This is a genomic window from Pseudomonas sp. IT-P44 (assembly GCF_949768225.1).
Taxonomy (GTDB): domain Bacteria; phylum Pseudomonadota; class Gammaproteobacteria; order Pseudomonadales; family Pseudomonadaceae; genus Aquipseudomonas; species Aquipseudomonas migulae.
The window spans coordinates 87,367-110,974 of sequence record NZ_CATKQM010000017.1; the positions used below are offsets into that span (position 1 = coordinate 87,367).

Sequence of the window (23,608 nt, forward strand, 5' to 3'; positions counted from 1 at the left end):
TGCTTATTAGCACACATCAAGAAGCGTTCATTTGAGTTTTCAAACCAATAGATCAAACACTCGAAATGAGAGTCGATAGCTCACCACGCTTTTCAAAATATGCGGCAAACCATAACTACCAATATGATGTGCGCTGTTTTTTGAATGTACGTCCAGCTGTCTTTCTTGCGAGAAACTCGCCATTCACTCTCTGTAATCAAGATTTTCTGACGTCATTTATTCGTCTCCAACCTTAACAAAAAAACGCTCCAACTCATCCACCGAGTCGGTAATACAAGGGTGAGTAAAGATGCTGGCGCAGAGTTTTGCAAGATATTTCAGACGTGCTTTTCAGGCAGCCCGAATATTAAAACTGACGTCAAATTCCTGTTACGTCAGGAACTTCGACAGATGAGTGTGCGTAACAAAAACTTGGGGTTACCCACGATATAGCGAGTGAATAATCGCTTTGGCTCACTGAGCAGCCGGAACACCCACTCACAACCGAGGCGACGCACCCATTGCGGAGCTCGCGTCACCTTGCCGCCGAGAAAATCCAGGATCGCCCCACCGCATACCACCAGGCATGGCACGCCACTGGCGGCCAGTCTCGCGGCAACGACTTCCTGCTTGGGCATACCCATCCCCAGCACCACCAGTTCCGGCAGTGACTGACGGGCAAGGTTGACGTAATCATCCACCCCTGCAAAACCATGGTGAGCAGAGACGACATTGACCGCAAACACCGCTTCGCAATGCCGCACCGCGTTGGCCAGAAAGGTCTCTTCAGTCCCCCAGAACGCCACGCGCCGGCCCTTGTAGGCGGCCAGTAATTTGGGGATGAAATCGGTGCCGTTCATATTCAGCCCCGGTTCGAGACCGAGTCGGCGATACAGGATCGCCATGCCGGAGCCATCCCGTAACAACACGTCGGCCGCCGACAGCGCGTCGTAATAAGCGGGGTTGGCCGTCACCAGGTTCATGGCATGGGCATTGACGAATCCAAGCACTGTCGTCCCCTCGGACCGGGACAATGCATCAATCAATTGTTGTTCGTCGCCAGCATCGCTAACCACCCTGAGTTTGCGCAGGATGGTTTGCCAGTTGTGCTGCCAGGATAAGGGGCTCATCAGGTGTCATCTCGCTTCGAACGCACCCAGTCGACCTGGCGCTTGAGCACAAAACCAATGTACAGCGGGATTTTCTTCAACGCGTAGAACGGCGCATACAACAAGGCTGAAAACGCGATGATCCCGCGACCGAACCGACTCCATGCCAGCAAGACAGTCACGCCCAACAGTGCGAGCCCGAAAGACGCGATCAAGGCTGGCGTCAACGCGCCGCCGAGCAACACCACCAGCCATGAGAGGCTGAAGGCGACCACCAGCAGCAACGTCAGCAAGGCCAGCGGCGGGACCAGTAAATCCGCGGTCATTGCCAGAAGGTTCAAGTTGCCTTTGCGGATAGCCTCTAACAGCAACCTTGGCGCATCACTGAGGATGACCCCGAGATGACCATGCTCCCAGCGTGTGCGCTGGATGCTCAGGCCTTCGTCGCTGCGCGGAAAATCACTGCTGACCAACGCACCGGGGCAAAACAGGGGAGGTTTGCCGCTTCGGCAGAAATCCAGGCCCATCTTCAAATCTTCGACGATGTGGCCACTGGCTAATTCGATCAACGCCAGATCCCGCCAGGCGAACGCCATTCCCGAGCCCATCAACGAACAAGGCAACCCCAGTCGGGCCCATCCCTGCGCTCGCACCTGATTCTTCACGCACCAGGCGAATTCGGCAATTTGCACTTTCAACCCGGAGCCTGCAGGCGCATGCATCAAGTACAGGGCCTGTGCTGGACGCCCGGAGTCGATGCAGCACAGTGCCAAACGCTCAATCGAGCCTTCACCCACCCGCGAATCGGCATCGACAACAATCATCACGTCCGGTGCATCGCTGGCCAGGTAACGCACCCCGAAGTCCAGTGCATACCCCTTGCCTCGCTGCTGAGCATTGCTGCGTTCCACCACCTCGGCACCCGCGGCGCGGGCCAGCGCGGCCGTGTCGTCAGTACAGTTGTCCGCGACAACCACCAGGCGATCGCCCGCCAGCAGTTGCGGCAGAATGCTGTTTAACGTCGCGACGATCAGCGAGGACTCATTGTGAGCCGGCACCAGCACCGCCACCCTCGGTCGCGATCCTTGCGCCGGTGCAAGCGATCGCACCGGCAGGCTGGCCAGCAGCACCTGCACGAACAACACCCACACCGGCAGGACGATGAGTATCAGCAGTGCACTGAACAGCCAACCCAGTAACGTGATCATGCGTGCGCCTTGAACAATTCAGCCAGCTTGGCTGCTTCGGTATCGATATCGTGCCGCTCCAGCACCCGCTGATACGCAGCATCGCCCATCCGCTGCAACACCTCGACAGGTTGCGCGAGGCAGTCGGCCAGCGCCACCGCCAACTCATCCACGGCGCCCGCGGGAAACAACCAGCCGTTCTCGCCCTGACGCACCAGTTCGGGAATGCCCGCCACGTAGGTCGTCAGCACGGGCCGGCGCAAGGCCATGGCTTCCATGATGACCACCGGCAAGCCCTCGCCGAAGCTCGGCAACACCAGGGCCCGCGACGCCAGGATTTGCGCTCGCACCTGATCGCTGCTGATCCAGCCGGTAATGCGCACCTGCGCCTGCAAGCCATGCCGCGTAATCAGGGTTTCGATCTCTGCACGCATTTCCCCGTCGCCGGCCAGTACGATCTCGAACACCACGCCTTGCGCCGCCAGTTTTCGCGCCGCCTCAAGCAACAACAGTTGCCCCTTCTGCTCGCACAAGCGCCCCACGCACACCAACCGTGGCACAGACGGCACAGCGACAGCCGGCACCTCATGAAACGCCCGCTCCAGGCCGCAGTGAACCACCTTGACCTTTTCCCAATGCGCATGCTCCACCCAGCGAAACAACTGGCTGCGCCCATAGGAACTGATCGCTGCGACAAACGCCGCGCGCCGGACTTTCTCGCCCAGATGGATAAATTGTGGTTTGTCGAACTCTTCCGGGCCGTGCACGGTAAAGCTGTACGCAGGCCCGCCGAGCGCACGGGCCAACATCACCACCTCGGTTGAATTGGTGCCGAAATGCGCATGCACATGCCTGGCGCCGAACACTTGCAACCAGGACAACAACCGGCACGCCTCGAACAAATAGATCACATGATACGGCCACGGCCGATCGGCACGCAGGCCCATGCGCAACGCCAGCCACAGCGTCGAAAAAAAGCGTCGAGGCTGAGCGCGCAGCACTTGCAGCACCGGCCCTGCCAGCGCTTTGACTCCGCCCTGCAACACATAGTGGGTCTGGGCTTGCTCGGACACGTCCTCGGCATCCACCAACTGCGCATCCCAGCCGCGCAGGGCAATGCGCTGCACTTCAAAGCCCTGACGCTCCAATGCCAGAATCTCGCGACGAATGAAGCTATGGCTGACTTTGGGGTATTGATTAATGAAGTAAGCGATACGCATAAGCACCAAGCTTGGCTGTCGTTGCGGTGAATGATTACAGCGGGGCATCCCACGGTAGTTCAGTGGCCTGGAACCTCAATCAGCCCCACGCGGGTGGCTATAACTGCCAATCAACACGCCGTCTATCTTTTTGAACGTGTCCTCCAGCAACTCATAACGCCTGCGGTACATGGCGCGTTTTTTCGAAGCGATACTCTCAAGCGGTTTGCTCGACGGGGCCATGGGGATTTCAAAGAAGTCTTCCCGCGCTGACGGCGTCGCGCCATGTTCCAGCCAGATCACATCGTAATTGGCCGCCAGGTCCTGGGTTTTTTCAGCACCAAAATAGGCGTGTCGGTGATGACGAAACCCATCGCTTACTGCGTAGATCTTTTCAACGCCAATCCGGGTCGCGATGTATTTGATGACTTCAATCAGAAAGCTTCGTGGCCGAAGACCTTCGAAACTTTTTGTCAGCTCCCGATAAATGTCCAGGGAGCGTTCGCTCTCCACCCCTTTGTGAATCCCTTGCACGGCACCGATGAAAATACACAGTTCACCCTCGGTGCAACACAAGGTGAACGCAATCGATGCAATGCGTAAATCACCCTGAAACAGGTTCAATACCAGTTCGCCTTCACGCATAAACCAAATGGGTCGATCCAGCACCAGGGAACAATCGGCAGCGAAGGCCGACAAGTCACTCAACACCAGACTTTCACTTCGACCAAACAGCAATAGCTGCGGGCAGCTTTTCGTCACCACTTCATAGTGCGAGGCCAACACACTCAGTCGGTCCTGAGGGTTCCAGCTTTTGCTGATGTAGGGCCAATGAACAACCCCCACACAATCCCCGCCCAACTTCGCAAAACCGGCACTGCCCAAAGCGTTCGACATACGCCCGGTGAACAGCTTGAGATCAGCCCAGTTCTTCGCCACTAAAATCATTAATTCGAGCTTGTTTTTCACGGCTCTCAATGAATAACCAGCATGCAAAGAAAACGCGTTTTTCAGCAGTTGCCAGTTATTCATTTAAGTCTCACTTGTATTCGATCAACGCGGACTTGCGAGCGCCGAACCTGTTCAAAAGAAACTTCAATTGCCCCAGCATCTCGGGAAATTTTCCCAGCACCAGAAAGAATGCCTGCAACCAGTTTTCCCGCGCGGATCCCGAACCCCGACGGGCCAGGCGCACGACCTGCAATGGGTAGACCAGCAACAACAGCAGGCCAGCCCCTCCCAGCACCAGGCTGGCGAGAACAGTTGCCAGCGGAATGCCCAGGCCCCAGAACCACGCGCGGCGTGACTCACGCAGCCAATGCTGCTCGGGGGCCGCCCCATGCAAATAAGCACCTTCGGCAAAAGCGTAGCCGCCGCGCAGGGTTCGCTTCCACCATTGGCCGAACCGGGTCATGGTCGCATCGTGCAGGGTCATTTCCTCAGGCAGCCGCCAGACTTTCCAGCCCTTGGCACGCAGCCGCACACACAACTCGGGCTCTTCCCCGGCAATCAGATCCGGGCGAAACCCCGACACATCGGCGAAGGCGTCAGCCCGCATCAACGCATCGCCCCCGCAGGCCTTGGCCTCGCCTATCGGCGTGTCCCATTCGAGATCGCACAACAGGTTGTAAATCGAATGCTGAGGAAAGCGTTCACGGCGTCGCCCACACACCACCGCCACCTCAGGGTGCGCATCCAGAAAGGCTTGCGCCTTTGACAGCCAGCCGCCGACGACCTCGCAATCACCATCGACGAACTGCACATGACGCAGCGAAGGCAACACGCGTTGCACGCAGGCAAATCCTTCATTGCGCGCGCGTGCAGCGGTAAAGGGGATGCTCATATCCAACTCGACCACCTCGACGCCAAGCGCCTGCGCCATTGGCACCGAACCATCGGTTGAGCCGGAGTCGACATAAACGACCTGCTGCGCGGCATCTACCAGCGACGCCAGGCAACGCTGCAACCGCAGTCCTTCATTACGACCGATCACAACGACACCCATGCCGGTAGTCATGACGCTCACTCAGCGCCGCCATCGAAACAGGCCTTCGGATAACTCATGAGTATTCCTCTGTTTCTACTGACTTCCTTTTCTTGATGGTCGCGGGCACACCCACGGCCACCGAGTCGTCGGGTACGTCGGTCAGTACCACGGCGTTGGCGCCGATCACGACATTGTTACCAATGCGGATGTTGCCCAATACCTTGGCCCCGGTGCCGATATCCACATTATTGCCAATCACCGGGGCAATCGGCTCGTTCACATTCTTCAGGCCTACGACGACGCCATTGCGGATCCGGCAATCATCGCCAAACTGCGCATAGCCACTGATCACAATCCCGCCGAAATGATCGATGACGAAGTTGCGCCCGACCACGACTTCACAGGGCAACTCGATGCCCGTCATGATCTGCACCAGTTTGAAGAGCACTTTATAGATAAAGGAGAGCAATTTACGCAGCAGTGCCGGGCGCACACCGTAGCGCCAGCGCCCGAAGCGATAAACCAGCATGACCCAGAATCCCTGAGCGCCCCAATCACCACCATAGGCACGCAAGTCCGCCCGTATATTCTCGAACATTGATTGACCTACCGTGTGGGTTGGGTAGCGAGTCGGGTTTCACGCAGCAGCGCCCAAGTGGCACGCGTATGCTGCCAGCACGCCGCGATGGCGGCTCGGCCACGACCTTTGAGCAGCGCCTTGAGCGCCAGAATCAGATCCCCCAGGCAAACCAGGAACATATGCCAGCCCAACCCCAGCAGGCCGTGGTGCTTGCGGAAGTACAACAGCTCGCTTTCGATTTGCATCCTGGGTATTTGCCGACTGACCGCGTTGAGTTCAACCACTGTTTTGGCGCTTTCACCACCGATATGCACCACCGTGGTATGCGGGTAAAAAACCACCTTCCAACCGGCCTCTTTAACGCGTTTGCAGTGGTCAACTTCCTCGTAGTAAAGGAAGTAGCGCGGGTCGAACAAGCCCACCTGGTCGATGACTTCCCGGCGAATCAGGTAATAGCAGCCGGGCACCCAGTCGCATTCACGGACCGAGTCGTGATCCCATTCCATGTCGTCGACCCGCTTCACCACCGGGAAAAAGCGTTCAAGCCCTGCACGGGAAAGGAAGACATTCAACGGTGTGGGGAAATAGCGGCAGGAGGGTTGCAAGTCGCCTTCGCGTCCGACCAGCCGAACGCCAAGCACGCCGCAATCAGGATGAGCCTCCATGTATTCGAGGGTTTTGTTCAGGGTGTCGGCGGCAACGAAGGCATCGGTATTGAGGAGTAACGCGTACTTGCCCTGCAAGTGTTCAACCAACTGATTGTTGGCACGGCCAAAGCCCACATTTTTGTCATTGGCCAGCAGCAACGCCTCCGGGCAAATGGAGGCCAGACACTCCAGCGAATTGTCGGCAGAGGCATTGTCCACCATCAAGTAGCGCGTCAGATCCGCACTGTTTGACTGGCGCAATGCATCAAACATCGGCTGCAACAGCTTCGCTGTGTTGTAGTTGACGACCAGCACATCAAGGGGCGTATTGATCATTTGGGTGACTCGCCAAAAAAGTACTGCACTCGCATGGCCATCAGCGCCGGCTCCACGCCTGGATCATAGGCACCGTTGCGTTCTCTGATCAGGTCCATCCACGGATAGTCGTTGCAGCGCGTCTCGAATTTTTTCATCAGCTCGTCAACGGTACAAATGACCCTCGCTGGATTGCCCGCGACCACGACACCAGGCGGAACATCTTTCCTGACAACAGCACCTGCGGCGACAATTGAGCCCGGACCTACGGTCACACACGGCATGATGATCGCAGCATGCCCGACAAAGCAGTTGTCACGGATGTCGACAGGTCCGACAGAATCGAGTTTTACGTTGTAGATAGTGGAGAAGAAAACGGCTCCATCGTGGCAGAACAGCGTGCAATCCGCTAAAGCGATGTTGTTGCCGAGGCGCACCAGCGAAGGGTCAGCGATATTGCACCCGACATTGATCCACACATTGCTGCCGATGGAATGCAGCGATCCCCAGCGCGCCAGATATCGAGCCCACTCGAACCCGTCAGGATTACAAAACCGTTTAAAGAGCCAGCGTCCCCGCCCCGTTTTGTTGACGTAATAACTTACAGCACGTCTTGCCAGCCCTATCATCCTGTCAGCCTCACAAATCCTGCGATGTTCATCCGTGCCAGAGCCAGGTACACCCCGGTTTTTTTGATTGTAGTATCAGGAATATCTGCCCGCCGGGCCCTCTTGATGATTGAGATGATCTGCCAGCCTCAGGGTAAGCTGTAAAAGCGGCATGGTCGGATTGCTCGCACCGGCTGTAGGAAAGACACTGCTGCCCGCCACGTAAAGATTCTCGGTGCCGAACACTTTGCAGTTCTCGTCGACCACACCGGACTCAGGCCCCGAGGCCATCCGTGTAGTCCCCATATGATGAGCATGGGGCGTCACTTTCAGTGGCACAGAGACGTCATACACGTACTCATGCAGCTTGACGAAGCCCAACCCCGTTTCGGCAAAACACTTCGCCACCTCCAGCCCTATCGATTTGATGGTATGCCTGTCTTCGAGGACCAGCTCCCAGTTGATGTTGACCTTGCGCATCCCCAAGGCATCTCGCGCCTCGAGCAAATTGACGCGGCTGTTAAGGTTGGGAAATTGTTCGATGAGGGTGGTAATCACCCCGTCGCCAGGGCAATTGAAATTCGTAATGAAATCGATCTTGTGCCCCATTCCGACGTCGCAGACGAGGGTCTCCAGAAAACCCTTGATGGCCGCTGTTCGCCCATAGGCTTTGACCTCCGCCAGCAACGCAGCAGAAACGTTCCCTTTACCTGACTGAAAGTGCGCGACAAACGCATCGGTGGTGAAATACTGCCGAGGCTCGGTACTCTGCCCCTCCCCCAGAATGAAGGTGCCCAGCTCGAGGTTCAGGTGTTCCATGAAACATCTGCCGACGAAACCGTCCTTGCTGACAATGCCGGCGGATGCCAGGGACTCGCTGTTCATCAGCTGCCGGGCATTCTCGATGGCGCCCGTCGCCAGAATGAATTGCTTTGCCTTCACTCGTTCCCGGTGCTTCTCGTAATCGGACACAACGATGGTGGCTATGCGGCCGGTCCTGGCATCGAACTCAAGATCGACACAGTTGCAATTGATGAAGACATCAAGCCCCTCGGTCTCTTGAAGTTCCTTGGCGTATTTTTGTGCAAATCGTGTCGGCGGGCTCAGCAGGAAACGATCCGCGTCAAAGTCGTTGCCATCCATGGACGCATTAATGGCCTTGAATCCGGAATCCGTCGGAAGATCCACAATAGCCATGGCCGCTGGCAGATAACGCTCGATCTCGGAAAACGCGATGGGCCAGCCGGGCAGTTTGACCGGAGGAGCCATTTCGAAGTCTGACTTCTCGAAGGGACGGCAACGCCCCGCCCAGTGGTTGGACGTGCCGCCGAGAAAGCGCAGGCGTGTTTCATGTGCGTAGACATCCAGGCCTGTCGAGGGGCAGTCATAAAGGGTTTGCGAGGGCTGCGAATACTCGTGCCCCCCGCCCTCGATCAGCAACACGTGCCGACCATTCCCGGCCAGGCGCAACGCCAGCGTGATGCCCGCCGGCCCGGCCCCGATGATGCAGAAGTCATAATGATCGCGGAGTTCTTTCTGCGATTGGTAATCTTTGATCATGTTCGCGTTTGCCGAAAATACTGGGCCGGCAACACCCAGCCGTTGACGACGACAAACCCGCTTTTTTCAGAAGAAGGCGAAGCAAGGAGCGAGGGCAGTCCAAATGTCATCCCCCCCAGACTTAATAGAGCGAACGCCTGGAGGAGTTCTCTGCGCCCCATCGCGGAGATATTCAAATCAAGTTCACTCATGCTTCAAGCTCCCCGACATTGAAATTGAAGACTGCAAAAGACTTGAATCAAGTCAAAGCCAATTGGCAAGGCCCAACACTAACTCCCCAAACCCGACGCCTACCAGCACCATTGGCAGTACAGCCAGCTCTCGTTTGAGATTGAACAGCCCCACACGACGGTTCACATAAACAATTAGCACAAGTGTAGGAAACGTATGCAGCGCGACACCCCAAATTGCATATTTCACGCCGCCAACGGCCAGCAGCAGCGGCAGTAACACCCATAACGAGATGGCGCGAATAATGTTATCCATGGCCTGGTACTTCGTGAGCCCCAAGGCAAGCCAGGCTTGATGCGCCACGCCATAGCGCAAGATGAAGAAAGACAGTGAGAGCACGGCCATCATGTTGCCGGCCTCGGCATAACGCTCATCATATAACCAGTGAATGATGAGAGGGCTGATGACCCACAACAGCCCGCAAATAAACAGCAAGGCGATGTCGATAATCAGTCTGAAGCGGTCATACAAAGCGCGCAGCCGTACGGTGTCATTGCTTCTTGCCGCCTCGCTGAAAGCTGGCAACGCCACGGCGCCAACCAGCCTCTGCGCGCCGAGAGTAATAGCCCCCAGAATCAGCACGGCAATGGAATAAACACCCAGTTCGGCGGCCGACATGCTGCCGCCGAACCAGATGCGATCGCCATTCATGGCCAATACGCCCACTGCCGACGACAACAATATCCAGCGCCCGAAGACGACCAGCTCCTGGAGCGCACTGCGATCCCACTGCAGATGGTTATGCGGGCCCTTAAACCAGAAATGCCCCAGAAGCAGACTGACCAGGGCGGAAACCAGCCCCGCCCCCACCAGTGACCAGATAGACCGGGTGAAGTAGCCGATAACCAGCATCACCAGCAGGCCGGAAATCTGGGACGCAAACTCGGCGAGCACGACTTTCTTTTGCTGGAATGCACGAACGGCCACGTCGACCTTTGTCGACTGAAAACCATAGATGAGCGCGGACAAGCCAGTAATGGCCAACACCAGCGGCAACTCCGGTGCGGCATAGGTGGATCCAGGCGACCACAGATTGATGACCTGCGCGAACCAGGCCAGGCCTGCGATCAGAAGTGTCGAGGCAAAAAGGATAAAACCGCGCACGATCTGCACGGTCCAGACGGTATTGAGAAATACCGGATCGTCACCACGCGGGCTCTGGATGATGTTCTGGCGCAAGCCCACATCGGAAAGCAAATGGATAACGACCGAAACGGTGGTAGCGATAATCATGATGCCGAACATCTCCGGCATCAGCAGGCGAGCCATGATCAGGTTGCCGCCCAGGCGCACGGCTTGAGAGGTGACAAGTGCTCCGAGATTCCATGCTCCGGCGAATATCGCTCGCTTGCGCAGGCTCAACGATGGCGATATATCAACTGAAGGCATAACATCAATCCCGGACTCTGTGGCACGAACGTTACTATAGCCGCAATCAGGCAATCCACTATGCTTCGCTCACCACTCAATAAGTTTAAAAACTCATGCCTGAGCACTTACGCGCGTTAACCGTCATTCTGGTTCTGGCCGGCATCGTTTTTACCCTTTCACGCCGGGCTGCAGCGGACCTTATCCCCTACAGCGACTTCACGCGTCGCCGCAATCTGTGGTTCGTGTTGACGCTCCTGGTCTTCGTCTCGCACAGCTTCTGGGTGTATGCAGCCGTTGCCGCCGTCATCATGACCGTCGCGGGAAAACGCGAGCGCAACCCCATCGCGCTGTTCTTCTTTCTGCTGTTTTTGGTCCCGCCGGCCTCGGCGCAGATTCCAGGCTTGGGCGTGATCAACTACTTTTTCGATCTCAACCATATTCGCCTGCTGTCCTTGTGCGTTTTGCTGCCGGCGTTTTTTGTGCTGCGCCAGCGTGCAGACACGCTGGCATTCGGGCGGACCTGGCCTGACAAACTGTTGGCCGCCAACATCCTGCTGGCGAGCCTGCTGTTGCTGCGCGAAACCACGCCCACCGACACCTTGCGCCAAGCGCTCTACATGTTCATCGAAGTTTTTCTGCCGTACTACGTGGCCAGCCGGGCACTGAAAAACCTCAGCGACTTCAAGGACGCACTGTTGGCCTTTGTCCTCGCCTCCATGGTGTTGTCGATTATTGGCCTGTTCGAATTTGCCCGCAGCTGGCTGCTGTACAGCGCGTTGATCGATGCCTTGGGCATACAATGGGAAATGTCCGGATACCTGAACCGTGGCGGTTCATTGCGCGCCAGCGCCACGACCGGCCAGGCGATTGCGCTGGGCTTCGTGATCAGCACAGCCATCGGCTTTTATATGTATCTGCAGGAAAACGTGCGCAGCAAGTTCCAGCGCCGCCTCGGCGCACTGCTGCTGGCCGGCGGGTTGTTTGCACCGCTGTCGCGCGGCCCGTGGATCGGGGCCGCCGTCATGATCGCAACCTTCATCGCCACCGGCCGCAGCGCTTTCAAACGCCTGATTCTGCTGGCGTTGGTCGGCGTGCTCGCCCTGTCCTTGCTGGCGGTCGTGCCTGGCGGGCAAAAAGTGCTGGACCTGCTACCGTTCTTAGGCACGATCGAAGTAGAGAACATCACGTACCGGCAACGCTTGATCGATAACGCAATGATCGTGATCCAGCGCAACCCCTTGTTCGGCGCTTTCGACTTCCGCAACACGCCGGAAATGCAGTCCATGATTCAGGGCCAGGGCATCATCGATATCGTGAACACCTACATCAACGTGGCGCTGCAGGTCGGGTTGATCGGGCTGACACTGTTCGTGGCTTTTTTCGCCACGGTGCTCTTCGGTCTGCGCAAGGCAATGCGTTCTTTCTCCGACAAGGACGATGAGACGCGCCGACTGGGGCGTGCGCTCTTCGCGACGCTGGCGGGCATATTGGTGACCATCGTTACCGTCAGCAGCATCACGGTAATCCCCGTGGTGTATTGGTCGGTGGCCGGGCTGGGCGTTGCCTATGTCCAGATGGTTCGCAAGCTCAGGCAAACCTCACCTGCAACCGCTGTAAGTGCCCATCCTCAACTTCGGTAATGCCAATGCCCAGCTTGTTTCGCCGCACACCTCTGCTGCTCATCGCGCTCCTGTGCGTTGCCATCTGGCCGTTCAGGAGCTGGGCATCGGACTGGGTCGCGAGCGTGGATGAGCGCAGCGGCCTGCCGATGCTGACACGCGGTGGCAGCCCCGTCTTGGCATCGACATTCACCTTCTGGGGAAGCAACTGGGAGTGGTTGTATTTTGCGTCCCGGTTCAAGGCAAACGCCCCCCACAGTTACTCCCTGGAAGGCCAGAACAAAGACCTGGACTTCGACTTGACGGCGCAGATTCAAAAGGACGGCGAGCAAAAGCTGACCTGGAACTTTGCCCTCGATGCGCACAGCACGAAGTCGGGTGTAATGGGCGGGGGCATCGTCTTCAAGTTTGACCCGGCACTGTTCGCGGCAGAAATGGGCGAACCGGTGCTGCTCCCCGACAACAGCGGCTGGGCCTGGGGAAACGCACAAGGACGACGCATCGAGATGCGTTTTGAGCCGGCACTGGCGAGTGTCTATTTTGAACCCGGCGACCGATCCGAGGTGCGCGCTTTTTTCTACAAAAGCACGATCAGGCCCGGCCAGCAAAACATCAAAGCCACCCTGAGCGTCTCGGGTGATGTGACACTCGGCCCGACCCTGACCGAGCGCTTTGGCCTGACGGACCCGACACGTTGGCCGAACGACAACATCGACATAAAAACCTCACCGGTCGATCTGTCGTTTCTCAATGCTGGCGAAAAACCTGCGGGCAAGCGCGGTTTCGTCAAAGCGTCCGGCGAGCAGCTGATGTTCGCCGACAACACCCCGGCGCGTTTCTGGGGCACCAACATCACGTCCTACGCGCTGTTCCAAACGTCCGACGATGCAATCAAGCAGCAAGCCAAACGCCTGTCGGCACTCGGTTTCAACCTCGTGCGACTGCACCACCATGACTCACCCTGGGTCAACCCGAACATTTTTGGCGAGCGCGACCTCACGCATGACACTCAGCAACTCAGCGCGCAGTCGCTGAAAAAAATCGACTGGTGGATCAAGTGTCTGAAAGACGAAGGCATTTATGTCTGGCTCGACATGCACGTCGAGCGAGCACTTATGCCGAAGGACAACATTTTTGCCTTCGATGAGCTGCCAAAAAATGAGCAGAACAACGCCAGCCTCAAGGGTTACGCGTATGTAAACATCACCATTCAGCAGGCCATGAAACGCTTCACCGAAGCCTACATGACCCACGTAAATCCCTTTACCGGCCTCGCCTACAAAGACGAGCCGGCAATCGCCGCCGTCCTGATCACCAACGAAAACGACGTCACTCAACACTTCGGCAATGCCCTGTTGCGAGACAAGGGAGTTCCCAAGCACTGGAAGCTCTACAAAAACCAGGCCGATGTCTTTGCCAGCCAGCACAATCTATCGCAAGGACTGACCTGGCGTTCGTGGGAGCATGGCCCCTCCAAACTGTTCCTTAACGATCTGGAACAGCGTTTCAACGTAGAGATGATTCAGCATCTGCGCGACCTCGGCGTGAAGGTGCCCATTGCCACCACCAGCAGTTGGGGAGGTGACGGCCTGAGCTCATTGCCGGCCTTGACCAGCGGTGATGTCATCGACGTTCACAGCTACGGCGGCGCGGGCCAGCTGGAGAAAAACCCGCTCACCTCCGCCGGCATCATCGACTGGATCGCCGCCGGCCAGGTGACAGGCAAACCCCTGACCGTCACCGAGTGGAACAACGAACCATTCCCGACACCCGACCGCCACTCGTTGCCACTCTATGTCGCCGGCACCGCCAGCCACCAAGGCTGGGACGCGCTGATGCAATATGCCTACAGCCAGCAATCATTCGACGGCGACTGGGTAACGGCCGATAACTGGCACGCCTACAACGACCCCGCCATGCTGGCCACCCTGCCCGCCGCCGCCTTGCTCTATCGTCGCGGTGACGTCAGCGAAGCCAACACGACGTACGTCTTCGCACCGACGCCCGACACCCTGTTCAACAAACCCGTGTCACCGGCCAATTCTGCACTGCTGCGCACGGCGATGGAGATAGGCAAGCTGCAAATCGCCATGCCACAAACGCCGGAACTGGCCTGGTTGCAGCCGGGCATTATCCCGAGCACTGCCAAGGTGTTTCATGACCCTGACCAGTCGTTGCTGGACGCCAATGCCAGCGAGTCCACGACGGATACGGGCGAGCTCAAGCGCAACTGGAAACAAGGCATCTACACCATCGATACACCCCGTACCCAGGCTGTCACCGGCTGGATCGGCGGCGAATCGATCAGCCTCGGGAACATCAAGGTGCAAGTGAAAACGGCGAATGCCAGTGTGGTGGTGCAGAGTCTGGACAACGCACCCGTCGCACAATCGAAGGATTTGCTGATTTCATTGGGCACCCGCGCCATCCCCAAGGAAGACGACAAAACACCATTTTATGTGGAGCCTCTGGAGGGCACGCTGAGCCTCCAGGCACCGCCTGGCCTGACGCTCTTTACTAACGGCACGCTCGCACAAATGAAGAAACTGCCCGCAACCTATGTGGATGGACGCTATACGATCAAGTTCGACGACCTGCAGGCGTCCAATTGGTTGTTTTTGAGAAAAAACGCCACTCGCTGACGCTGCAATCCGCTTGCACAGGAACAGTTTCCAGGAGGTCAGGATGAAGTTTTTGGTGATTGGCGGCGCAGGCTACATCGGCTCGCACATGGTGAAACAATTGCTGCGTGCGGGTCACGAGCTGGTGGTGGCAGACAATTTTTCCACCGGCTACCGCAGCGCCTTGCCGGGCGGAAAGCTGGTCGAACTGGACATCGCCGACGCGCAAGCCCTGGACGATGTTTTTGCTGCTGAACATTTTGATGCGGTGTTCCACTTCGCTTCATTTATCCAGGTCGGCGAATCCGTCACCGAGCCTGCCAAGTATTACCGGAACAACCTCGCCGCTACGCTGACGCTGCTACAAACCATGGTGCGCGCGAAGGTCAAACACTTGGTTTTTTCCTCGACCGCCGCCGTCTATGGTGACCCGGTATACGTGCCCATCGACGAAGAACATCCCAAGGCCGCCATCAACCCTTATGGCCGCAGCAAGTGGATGGTGGAGCAGATACTGGAAGACTTCGACCGCGCCTACGGTCTTAAATCGGTGTGCCTGCGCTACTTCAATGCCGCCGGCGCCGACCCTGAAGGACAGCTGGGTGAACGCCATGAACCGGAAACCCACCTGCTGCCACTGATCCTGCAAGCGGCCTCGGGCCGACGCGAATCCATCACCGTGTTTGGTCGGGATTACGACACGCCGGACGGCACCTGTATTCGCGACTACGTCCACGTGGTCGATCTCGTTGCCGCTCACGCACTCGCCGTGGATTATCTGCTGGCCGGTGGCGCAAGCACGGCGTTCAACCTCGGTAACGGCCAAGGGTTTTCAGTACAGGAAGTGATAGACACTGTGCGTCGCGTCACCGGCCAGGACTTCTGCATCAGTGACGCGCCCCGCCGTGCCGGCGACCCGCCACGGCTGGTGGCCGACCCTCGAAAGGCCAACGCAATACTGGGCTGGCAAACTCAATTTGCCTCGCTTGAAGAGATCGTGACGCACGCCTGGAAGTGGGAGCAGAAGCACCCTTGGCACTGACAGTCGGCGCTGGCGCATAACGCGCCGCGCGCCGAAGGGTGACGCGCTAGTAGTAAGAGCGGTTTTGCGGCTCGGCTTTGTTCAGCACCGTACCAATCAGATTGGCTGAGCCCAGGTGATGCAGGCTTTCCTCGATCTCTTTCTTGCTGTTCATGCCGTTGGCGACCACGAGCAGGACGCAGTCGAATTTCGGCAGGACGGTAATGACATCGTCCGAGCTGAGGATTGGCGGCAAGTCGAAAATCACGATACGCGAGTTGTAGCGTTCACGCAGATCACTGATCAAATGGGTCACTGCGGGCGATGACAACACCTCGGTGGAGAGAGGAATCGGCTTACGGGTCGGCAGGACTACAAAACGCGGCAAGGTCGGGTTGACCAGAACCTCTTGCAGTTCCGCTTCGTCGGCCAGGTACTCATTGAGCGATTTATCCATCGGCAGACCCAGGCAGGCACCCACTGTCGGACGGCGCAGGTCAAAATCCACCAGCAATGCAGTCTTGGTGGTGTGATGGGCGATGCTCATTGCCAGGTTGATCGCCAGGACCGTCTTGCCTGCCTCCGGCGTCGGCGAGGTGATGGCAAGCGTACGCCAGCCGTTTTCTTCCATGATTTTCAGAACTTGCGTGCGCAGCAGGTCGAACGCCCCGCCCATGTTCGAGTTCTTGTTGTACGCCACAATGCGGTTACGCTCGAGATGATCCGGGCGCAAAGGCACAACTTTGGTTTGCACATAACTGAGCGCATTCAGACCTGCAGAGTGCCCGGTTGCGGTCATGGCTTTTGGCGTGGCCACGAGGGCCGAGGACGACTGTTTTTCATCATCTTCGGTATCGGTCTTGTTAAATTCCATGGCTGTATTCCTTATGCAAACCGGCCCAAAGCTTTAAAAATCAAAAGATCCAGTGGCATGTAGAGGAAGTGCACGAGCACCAGAAAGATCACGATTGCCACTATCCCACAGATGATCAAGCGCGTTCGCCACCTCTTGCGATTCGCCAGCTCCGCCTTGGTGTGAATGTAGGGAATGGCAACCAGTACACGCTGCCCCAACACGCTACCCAGGGCTTCAGCTCCGCGCACGCGCTGAGTCAGCATTTCCAGGAACATCACCAATGCGCCAGCGCCCACAGGGGCAAGAACGAAGCCCATGGCAACTACTTTCTTGCGGTTCGGCCGTACCGGTTTTTCAGGCATCAGCGGCGACTCCAGGAGAACAAAACGCTCGGCTTTGTTTTCCTGTTCCAGGCTTTCGGAAATTCTCGCATTCATCTCCTTGGCGCGCATTTCCTCGTATTTCTTTTTCGCGTTGTCATGGTCACGCATCAGCGTGATCAGGCCGCGCTCGACTTGTGGCATTTCAATAATCTGCGCTTCGTATTCGGCTATTTTCTGCTGCGTCTGCTGCTTCTGATCGGCCAGCGACTTGATACGTGCGTCGGTGGCCGCGATCCGCGCCTGAGCCTTCGCTACATCCATACTGACGGACACTACCGAACTCCCCGCCACCGACTTGTTCGCCTCAAGTGCCGCAATCTTGCGTTTCACGGCACGCACATCAGGGTGGGCTTCGGTATACAGCGTCAGCAAACGGACGTATTCCGCCTTGAGGCTGCCCAGATCCTGCGGTTTGTCAGCGGCTGCACCCGCCACGCCAGGCTTGGTCGCTACGCCGGCATTGGCGGCGACAAGCTCCAACTCATTGAAGCGCAAATCCTCACGGGCAGCCTTGTAGTCACGATCGACTTCCTTGAGGTCGTTTTCGGCGCGGGTCAACATGTTCGTGAGCAATTCCCGATTCTCGGGCAGCGATTTGCTGTGCTCCTCCTTGTATTTCGCCACGCGACTGTCCTGGGCATTCAGGGCAACCTCGAGCTTGTCCGCCTCCTGCTTTGCGAACTCTGTGTTTTCATTGGCGCGCTCGGTGCGCTGCCGGATGTTTTCATTCAGAAACAGCGTTACCAGTTCATTGGCCACTTTGTTGGCAATCTCTGGTTGGCGGTGCTCAAAGGAAAGACGAAACGCAATCGTCACTTCCCCGCGACCCTTGACCGCGGCGCTGACCAGGGTGACCCCGATCGTATTGCGCATTTCATCGATTTTCTCGGAAACGCTCAACTGCCGGCCTTGAGAAGAGAACAAGTTGTATTTGTCGATGATCGCTAAAAGATTCTCCCGGGTCATCACACGCTGGCGAATGACCTCGATGCGCTCATCGGCAAAGGTGCCGTTGTTTGTCGCGACCAGTTCAGGCGAGATCTGCTGCGACTCGATCAGGATCGTGCCAGAGGACTCGAACGTGGGCGGCAGCGACATCGCGACCGCGATGCTCACGCCAAGTATGGCTGCGCAACTCACGATCAACAGCACGGCGTGGTGTTTGACGATGGCGATGTAGTCGTTGACCGACATTTCGTATTCAGAGGCCATATTTCTCACACAACTGAATTTCAGAGACCGGGGTAACTGTAAATCAGTGTCATCCCGACAATATTTGCGCTGGCATCCGGCAAGCCGTCCTGCTGACGCTCCTTGTACGTGAAGGATAGGCGCGCAATCCAAAAAGGCGAGAGTTCTTGACTGATCCAGGCACTGTAATTAAGCAAAGTGTTTGGCGTCTGGCCTTTGGTGTCCTGCCAGGAGGCATCAAAACCGGTGCGTCGGATCTCATCGATGGCGTAACTGAATGTTCCCTTCAGGTTATCCGCCTCGACGAACCCGCCGTCACCGCTGGCGACCGTACTGCGACCGGCGTCGACGATTGCATCAAACCGCTCGCCGGTGTATTGCAAGGTCAATCCGCCCTGACCCTTGGGGCCGTCACCCGAACCGGAAACCTGATTGACGCCCGCGTACACCGTACCCTTGAACTGCTCGGAGAGCTGGAAGTTCACGCCGACCGTGGGTGTATAGCTGTTTGAGGAGGACGCCACTGCAGAGCCCTTCTCAGGCTCATAGCGCCTGACGCCCAAACGGGTGAACACCTCGGTCTGCTCGCTCCACGCGTAGCTCCACGTAAAGCGGGTGGCCAGTTCGTCGTAGTTGATCAGGGTCGGAATGTCGTAAGTGACATGAGTGTAGTCAGTCTCGTTGAGCAAGGTACTTCGCTCGCTGAGAGCCGTATGCCAGTTGCCGCCCAAGGTATACAGCTTTTGCGTGCCGTCGGCTGCTACCACGCCGGTTTCCTGAACGGCAGTAGAGAGCGTTGAACTCTCTTCATACCTGGCCTTGAGCCCAAAACCGCCCGTTTCGGTTTCCCGCTGCCACCCCAGTTTCAATCGGGGGTCTTCACGGTCCGTCACGATGTCGGTATCGGAAGAACGCACGACGTATACACCGAGACCGAATTGAAACTCATCCCGACCGGAAGTACCGACAAGGCCGTACTCGGGAGCGATGATGGTGCGGGTCACACCCTGCTCACCACTCGTGAGCAACAGTGGATTGCTGTCGTACTCGACAGTCGAAGGCACCGCGATTGATGATTGCCAGGTCGCCGCATGGGCCACACCGGAACACGACAGAATCAGGGTTGCAGTGGCAACCCCGGTAGTTCGAAGAGCAAGCAAGTTAATCCTTAATGCATCGCGCAAGTCTAAGGCACGACCAGCGTATCGCCGGCCTGGAGGAGAATATTGGTGGACATGTCACGCCCGGACATCAGATCGCTGTAATTGACTGGCAGGATCTGTTGCTTGGTCCCGTTGAGTCGCACGACCTTGATTTCATCCTTGTCGGCAAACTTGTCGAGCCCGCCCGCCACGCTCAACACCTGCAGCACTGACGTTTGACCTGATAAATGGACACTGCCTGGCTTCAACACTTTGCCCTGCACGTACACGAGATTGCCATCCGTGCTGGTGACGACAACGCTCACCTGCGGATCGGGTATGTACTTTACAAGCTTGGCAGCTATTTTCTCTTCGACTGCGGTGGTATCGAGACCTGCCACATCGACTTGCCCTGCCAGCGGGAAGGTAATGCTTCCGTTGGGAAGAACGATCACGTCCTGCTTGAGCTTGTCTTCGCCCCAAACGGAAACGGCAAGCTTGTCACCCGGACTCAACCGGTATGCAGCATCGTTTGCGACGGCATTGGAAATGCTGGGCATAACTGCCAGCGCGCAGACCACAGGTAACCAGAAACGCGACATCGGGATCCCTCCGCCTAAGTAACCTTGCCAAGAGTCTTGCATAAAAACCGGGGTAAATCACTCTTGCTCATTTTTAGGTCAAGGAAACGATCAAGGGGCAGTTTTTTGCGCTCGGCACCGTCCGGTTTTCGTCGGCCCGACGCTTCTATTGCCTGCCGGGAAACAGCTGGCGAAGGAAGTTTTTTATTTAACAATAAGTTGTCGTTAAACATATCGTCCTCGATGTCTGCCTGCCAAATTAATAGCACTCTGTTTAATAGAGCGCGTCATTCAGCTAATACATCGCCAAACCCACTAGTAGATCAAATTGATATCAATCACTAGTGTCAATGCGCCACACAATCGCCAGCAAAAACAAAAAGCTAGCTACACCTTCCGCCGGTTGGCAACCATGACAAAACCGAATAACGCGGATGAAAACAACCAGGCGGCAGCTGCTAACGGAACTGCATTCGATTGATTGCTGAGGGCATCATCCCCGCCACTCAAAACTTTACTTTGCGTACCTGAATCTGCCGTTAACTTGTCAACGGCAAGTTGCGCCATTAATCCGTCACAGGAAGAACTATTGACGGTAGCGCCCACCTTGGTGGCGGACTCTATAAGGCTGTTGAGTTGATTTTTTGCTGTATCAGCGAAGCTGGTATCGCTGGCCGAAGCTGCCGCGCCAGGACCGTTTGCAACGGTTGAAGGGGCACCACTCTGCTCGGCGGCGGTCATGCCCGCTTTTGGACCATACGCTTGGCAAGCATCGCCCATGCGGTTAATTTCACGGGTCAAATTGGCCGTTTGTGCGGTGGCAATGGCCGCACCATTAAAGAGCACGCAGAACAAAACGGATTTGAGAACCAGTGATGAACGCATTGAAGCCCGCCTCCCTGCACACAGGGTTTTCCTGATATCGAATGAAGGATTCGTTACCCAGCTGATTGGAGCCTATAAGCACATAGCCAGCACGTCAATGGTCTGTCACAACAATAAATTAAAATAAAAATCAAGGCAGAATGGCGTCAATAAATCGACAATTAGTCCTCATCACAACAAGGGTCTCTATCTCCTTGAAACGACTCAAACATGGGCATCAGCCCTACCGAAAACGGGCCTGAACGCGTTGCTTTTTCCCTGCCGAAACACCGGCGACAAAAAACTATCGACGCTGGCCGCCGTGCATCCACTCTCGTGGACTGACGCCGGTCTTGCGCCGAAATGCCCGGGCGAGCGCCGAAGGGCTTTCATACCCCACTTCATCGGCAATCAGGGCAATGGACTTGCCTTCACGCAAGCGTTTCTGGGCCAGGCTGATGCGCCAGCTCACCAGGTAATCCACCGGGGTCTGCCCCACCACCTGACGAAAGTGTTCGGCAAAACTGGCCCGGGACATGTTGGCCGCCGTCGACAACTCAGCCACAGTCCAGGACTTGCCGGGCGTGTCGTGCATCAGGCTTAACGAGCGTGCCAGGCGTGGGTCGGCGAGACCGGCCATCATGCCGGGGCTTTGTTCGCGATTGGTCAGAATGTGCCGCAGCAACTGGATCACCAGCACTTCGAACAAGCGGTCCATCATCGCTTCGCGACCGCAAATGCCACCGAAGGCTTCGTTGAACAGCCAATCCAGCGTACCGGCCATGGTCGGCACTTCATCGAGATCAAGCACCAGGTAATCGGGCAACGCCGCCGCGAGCGCATTCCCCGCACCGCCATCGAACGTCAGCGAGGCGCACACCAGTTGTGTGTCGGACGTGTCAGCGGCAATCAATCGGTGACGGTAAGGCCGAGGGAAGAAAATCAAGGTGGGTGTATTGAGCTCAATCGCGCGCTCATCGGCCAGTTTCAGGGTCAGCTCGCCGGATTGCAGCAGATGGAGGTGCCCGCAGGCCTGATCACCGTCAAAACCGGTGGTGCCGCAAAAGGTCCCGCTGTGGAAGGTACCGGCGCTGACGCCGAAATGGCTGAGCAAGGTGGACAAGCGATCCATGGACAGGCTCCTGGCGGCATATTTGGACGATCAGTCGCATATCCTCGACGATTTGCAGCCAATAGACCAGCACTCGTCATTAGCATGGACCCCGTACCCAGCGCACACCGCGCCGTCATCTACGGAGATCCACCATGAGCCGCATCAACACCCTGAGCCTCGAACACGCCACCGACACCACTCGCCCGCTGCTGGAAGGCGTGCAGAAAAAAATCGGTTTTTTGCCCAATGTCTTCAAGACGCTGGCGCATGCACCTGCCGTGCTGTCCTCTTATCTGCAACAGTCTGCGACCCTCGGTAAAACTTCACTGAGCGCTACCGAGAAAGAAGCGATCTTCCTCGCCACGTCCCAGGTGAATGGGTGCGACTACTGCCTCGCGGCCCACACATTGTTTGCCGGCAAGGCCGGGTTATCCGCGCAAGACATCCTCAGCGCCCGCAGCGGCCAGCTCAATGCCTTTGCCACCCTCGCCCGGCAGATCACCGAAAGCCGTGGCCACCTGGGCAGCGAGCAGATCGCAGCGGCACGGGCAGCCGGGATCAACGACAGCAAGATTGTCGAAGTGATCGCTCACGTGGCCTCGCAGACCTTGACCAATTACCTCAACAACGTCGCCCTGACCGAGATCGATTTTCCGGCCATCGATGCTTGAACGACTGTCTATTCGGGAGAACCGCTGATGAACACCGTGACGCTCTATACCACTGACACTTGCCCTTATTGCCACAACGCCAAGATTTTGCTGGCGAGCCGAGGCATTGCGGCACAGGAAATAAACGTTCAATCGGAACCTGGGAAGTTTGAGGAGATGCTCGGCCGCAGTGGTCGCCGTAGCGTGCCGCAGATTTTTATCGGTGATGTGCATGTTGGAGGGTTTGACGAGCTGGCCAAACTTGATCGTCAGGGGGGGTTGATGTCGATGCTTGCTTGAGGCCGGCGACGGTTTTTTTGGGGGGGTACATATCCGTTGTTGTGGTAACGGCTGCTATTGGTTTCGCCCTTACGGCGAGTCACTTGGAGAAGCGCCAAGTAACCAAGCGCCTGCGCCCCTGACGTACGGTGGCTCGCTAAGGCTCGCCATGCCCTCGCTCCGGTCCTGCTCCGTGGGCCCGCCGCGATCGGCCATCCATGGCCGTGCGCGGCTAACCCGGCATCCATGCCGGGTTGCCCACTGCGCAGAACCTCCACTCGGCCTTCCGACGGGGCAGATCAAGATCAACAGCCAAAGCAAAAGCGAGGCGGCCTGCCAGCCGACCTGTTTCTTTGCTCGTACGCATTCCCCTGTAGGAGCCGGCTTGCCGGCGATGGACGTCAACGATAACGCGGGCTGTCTGAAGGAACGCGTTGCCCAGACATTTTTCGCCGGCAAGCCGGCTCCTACAGGGGGCACGTACGCTTTTGATTTTCACCACTCATCAGGCCGA

Annotated in this window: 23 protein-coding genes; 5 read left to right on the top strand and 18 right to left on the bottom strand. The window is 57.2% G+C overall.

The features are described from left to right. Positions 1–374: 374 nt before the first annotated feature. The 11 genes from ACM6IO_RS10875 to ACM6IO_RS10925 all read right to left on the bottom strand — a co-directional run bounded on the left by ACM6IO_RS10875 (position 375) and on the right by ACM6IO_RS10925 (position 10,791). Positions 375–1,109: a WecB/TagA/CpsF family glycosyltransferase gene (locus ACM6IO_RS10875; RefSeq protein WP_414911444.1), complete on the bottom strand. Its 735-nt coding sequence runs from the start codon at positions 1,107–1,109 to the stop codon at positions 375–377. Then, on the bottom strand, positions 1,109–2,296 hold the full coding sequence (locus ACM6IO_RS10880) for a glycosyltransferase family 2 protein (RefSeq protein WP_414911445.1): 1,188 nt from the start codon (positions 2,294–2,296) through the stop codon (positions 1,109–1,111). Before ACM6IO_RS10880 ends, ACM6IO_RS10875 begins: the two co-directional genes overlap by 1 nt. Continuing rightward, positions 2,293–3,495 (bottom strand): glycosyltransferase, encoded by a 1,203-nt coding sequence (locus ACM6IO_RS10885; RefSeq protein WP_414911446.1) that lies wholly within the window; start codon positions 3,493–3,495, stop codon positions 2,293–2,295. The genes ACM6IO_RS10880 and ACM6IO_RS10885 overlap by 4 nt, the downstream gene beginning before the upstream one ends. A 75-nt stretch (positions 3,496–3,570) precedes the next feature. After that, complete coding sequence (locus ACM6IO_RS10890) at positions 3,571–4,506, bottom strand: DUF535 family protein (protein WP_414911447.1); 936 nt, start codon at positions 4,504–4,506, stop codon at positions 3,571–3,573. Between the two features lie 7 nt (positions 4,507–4,513). Next, positions 4,514–5,491, bottom strand: coding sequence for a glycosyltransferase family 2 protein (locus tag ACM6IO_RS10895; RefSeq protein WP_192229090.1), 978 nt, complete (start codon positions 5,489–5,491; stop codon positions 4,514–4,516). A 43-nt stretch (positions 5,492–5,534) separates the two neighbouring features. Then, positions 5,535–6,059, bottom strand: a complete 525-nt coding sequence (locus ACM6IO_RS10900; protein WP_008033928.1) for a serine O-acetyltransferase — start codon at positions 6,057–6,059, stop codon at positions 5,535–5,537. Between the two features lie 8 nt (positions 6,060–6,067). Continuing rightward, positions 6,068–7,024, bottom strand: a complete 957-nt coding sequence (locus tag ACM6IO_RS10905) for a glycosyltransferase family 2 protein (RefSeq protein WP_223451983.1) — start codon at positions 7,022–7,024, stop codon at positions 6,068–6,070. After that, complete coding sequence (locus ACM6IO_RS10910; RefSeq protein WP_414911448.1) at positions 7,021–7,632, bottom strand: acyltransferase; 612 nt, start codon at positions 7,630–7,632, stop codon at positions 7,021–7,023. Before ACM6IO_RS10910 ends, ACM6IO_RS10905 begins: the two co-directional genes overlap by 4 nt. Before the next feature lie 75 nt (positions 7,633–7,707). Further along, entirely contained in the window at positions 7,708–9,171 is a 1,464-nt protein-coding gene (locus tag ACM6IO_RS10915; protein WP_414911449.1) for a GMC oxidoreductase, read from the bottom strand. Then, the gene (locus tag ACM6IO_RS10920; RefSeq protein ID WP_008041073.1) at positions 9,168–9,362 is read right to left on the bottom strand and encodes a hypothetical protein; all 195 of its coding nucleotides are present in this window, start codon (positions 9,360–9,362) and stop codon (positions 9,168–9,170) included. The genes ACM6IO_RS10915 and ACM6IO_RS10920 overlap by 4 nt, the downstream gene beginning before the upstream one ends. Before the next feature lie 52 nt (positions 9,363–9,414). Further along, positions 9,415–10,791 (bottom strand): oligosaccharide flippase family protein, encoded by a 1,377-nt coding sequence (locus ACM6IO_RS10925; RefSeq protein WP_226299879.1) that lies wholly within the window; start codon positions 10,789–10,791, stop codon positions 9,415–9,417. A gap of 95 nt (positions 10,792–10,886) precedes the next feature. Here ACM6IO_RS10925 and ACM6IO_RS10930 point away from each other — a divergent pair, with 95 nt between their 5' ends. The 3 genes from ACM6IO_RS10930 to galE are packed head-to-tail and all read left to right on the top strand — an operon-like array spanning position 10,887 to position 16,055. After that, complete coding sequence (locus ACM6IO_RS10930) at positions 10,887–12,413, top strand: O-antigen ligase family protein (protein WP_192229041.1); 1,527 nt, start codon at positions 10,887–10,889, stop codon at positions 12,411–12,413. A 5-nt stretch (positions 12,414–12,418) separates the two neighbouring features. Further along, complete coding sequence (locus ACM6IO_RS10935) at positions 12,419–15,034, top strand: glycosyl hydrolase family 5 (protein WP_414911450.1); 2,616 nt, start codon at positions 12,419–12,421, stop codon at positions 15,032–15,034. A 43-nt stretch (positions 15,035–15,077) separates the two neighbouring features. Beyond that, the gene (gene galE, locus ACM6IO_RS10940) at positions 15,078–16,055 is read left to right on the top strand and encodes a UDP-glucose 4-epimerase GalE (RefSeq protein ID WP_414911451.1); all 978 of its coding nucleotides are present in this window, start codon (positions 15,078–15,080) and stop codon (positions 16,053–16,055) included. Between the two features lie 46 nt (positions 16,056–16,101). Here galE and ACM6IO_RS10945 read toward each other — a convergent pair whose 3' ends face one another. The 7 genes from ACM6IO_RS10945 to ACM6IO_RS10975 form a co-directional block, all read right to left on the bottom strand. After that, positions 16,102–16,833: a CpsD/CapB family tyrosine-protein kinase gene (locus ACM6IO_RS10945; RefSeq protein ID WP_223437084.1), complete on the bottom strand. Its 732-nt coding sequence runs from the start codon at positions 16,831–16,833 to the stop codon at positions 16,102–16,104. Positions 16,834–16,919: 86 nt separating this feature from the next. After that, positions 16,920–18,485, bottom strand: coding sequence for a GumC family protein (locus ACM6IO_RS10950; protein ID WP_414911452.1), 1,566 nt, complete (start codon positions 18,483–18,485; stop codon positions 16,920–16,922). A gap of 20 nt (positions 18,486–18,505) precedes the next feature. Next, entirely contained in the window at positions 18,506–19,624 is a 1,119-nt protein-coding gene (locus tag ACM6IO_RS10955; RefSeq protein WP_207285928.1) for a hypothetical protein, read from the bottom strand. A 26-nt stretch (positions 19,625–19,650) separates the two neighbouring features. After that, positions 19,651–20,208: a polysaccharide biosynthesis/export family protein gene (locus ACM6IO_RS10960; protein ID WP_207285927.1), complete on the bottom strand. Its 558-nt coding sequence runs from the start codon at positions 20,206–20,208 to the stop codon at positions 19,651–19,653. Between the two features lie 14 nt (positions 20,209–20,222). Beyond that, complete coding sequence (locus ACM6IO_RS10965) at positions 20,223–20,420, bottom strand: hypothetical protein (RefSeq protein ID WP_414911453.1); 198 nt, start codon at positions 20,418–20,420, stop codon at positions 20,223–20,225. A 154-nt stretch (positions 20,421–20,574) separates the two neighbouring features. Further along, a complete protein-coding gene (locus tag ACM6IO_RS10970) occupies positions 20,575–21,072 on the bottom strand; it encodes a hypothetical protein (RefSeq protein WP_414911454.1) in 498 nt (165 codons plus the stop codon). A 283-nt stretch (positions 21,073–21,355) separates the two neighbouring features. Continuing rightward, entirely contained in the window at positions 21,356–22,183 is an 828-nt protein-coding gene (locus ACM6IO_RS10975; protein WP_008033956.1) for an AraC family transcriptional regulator, read from the bottom strand. A gap of 134 nt (positions 22,184–22,317) precedes the next feature. Here ACM6IO_RS10975 and ACM6IO_RS10980 point away from each other — a divergent pair, with 134 nt between their 5' ends. Both ACM6IO_RS10980 and grxC read left to right on the top strand, forming a co-directional pair. Beyond that, the gene (locus ACM6IO_RS10980) at positions 22,318–22,836 is read left to right on the top strand and encodes a carboxymuconolactone decarboxylase family protein (protein WP_008041063.1); all 519 of its coding nucleotides are present in this window, start codon (positions 22,318–22,320) and stop codon (positions 22,834–22,836) included. A gap of 27 nt (positions 22,837–22,863) precedes the next feature. Then, complete coding sequence (gene grxC / locus ACM6IO_RS10985) at positions 22,864–23,115, top strand: glutaredoxin 3 (RefSeq protein ID WP_192229034.1); 252 nt, start codon at positions 22,864–22,866, stop codon at positions 23,113–23,115. The last annotated feature ends 493 nt before the right edge of the window (positions 23,116–23,608 follow it).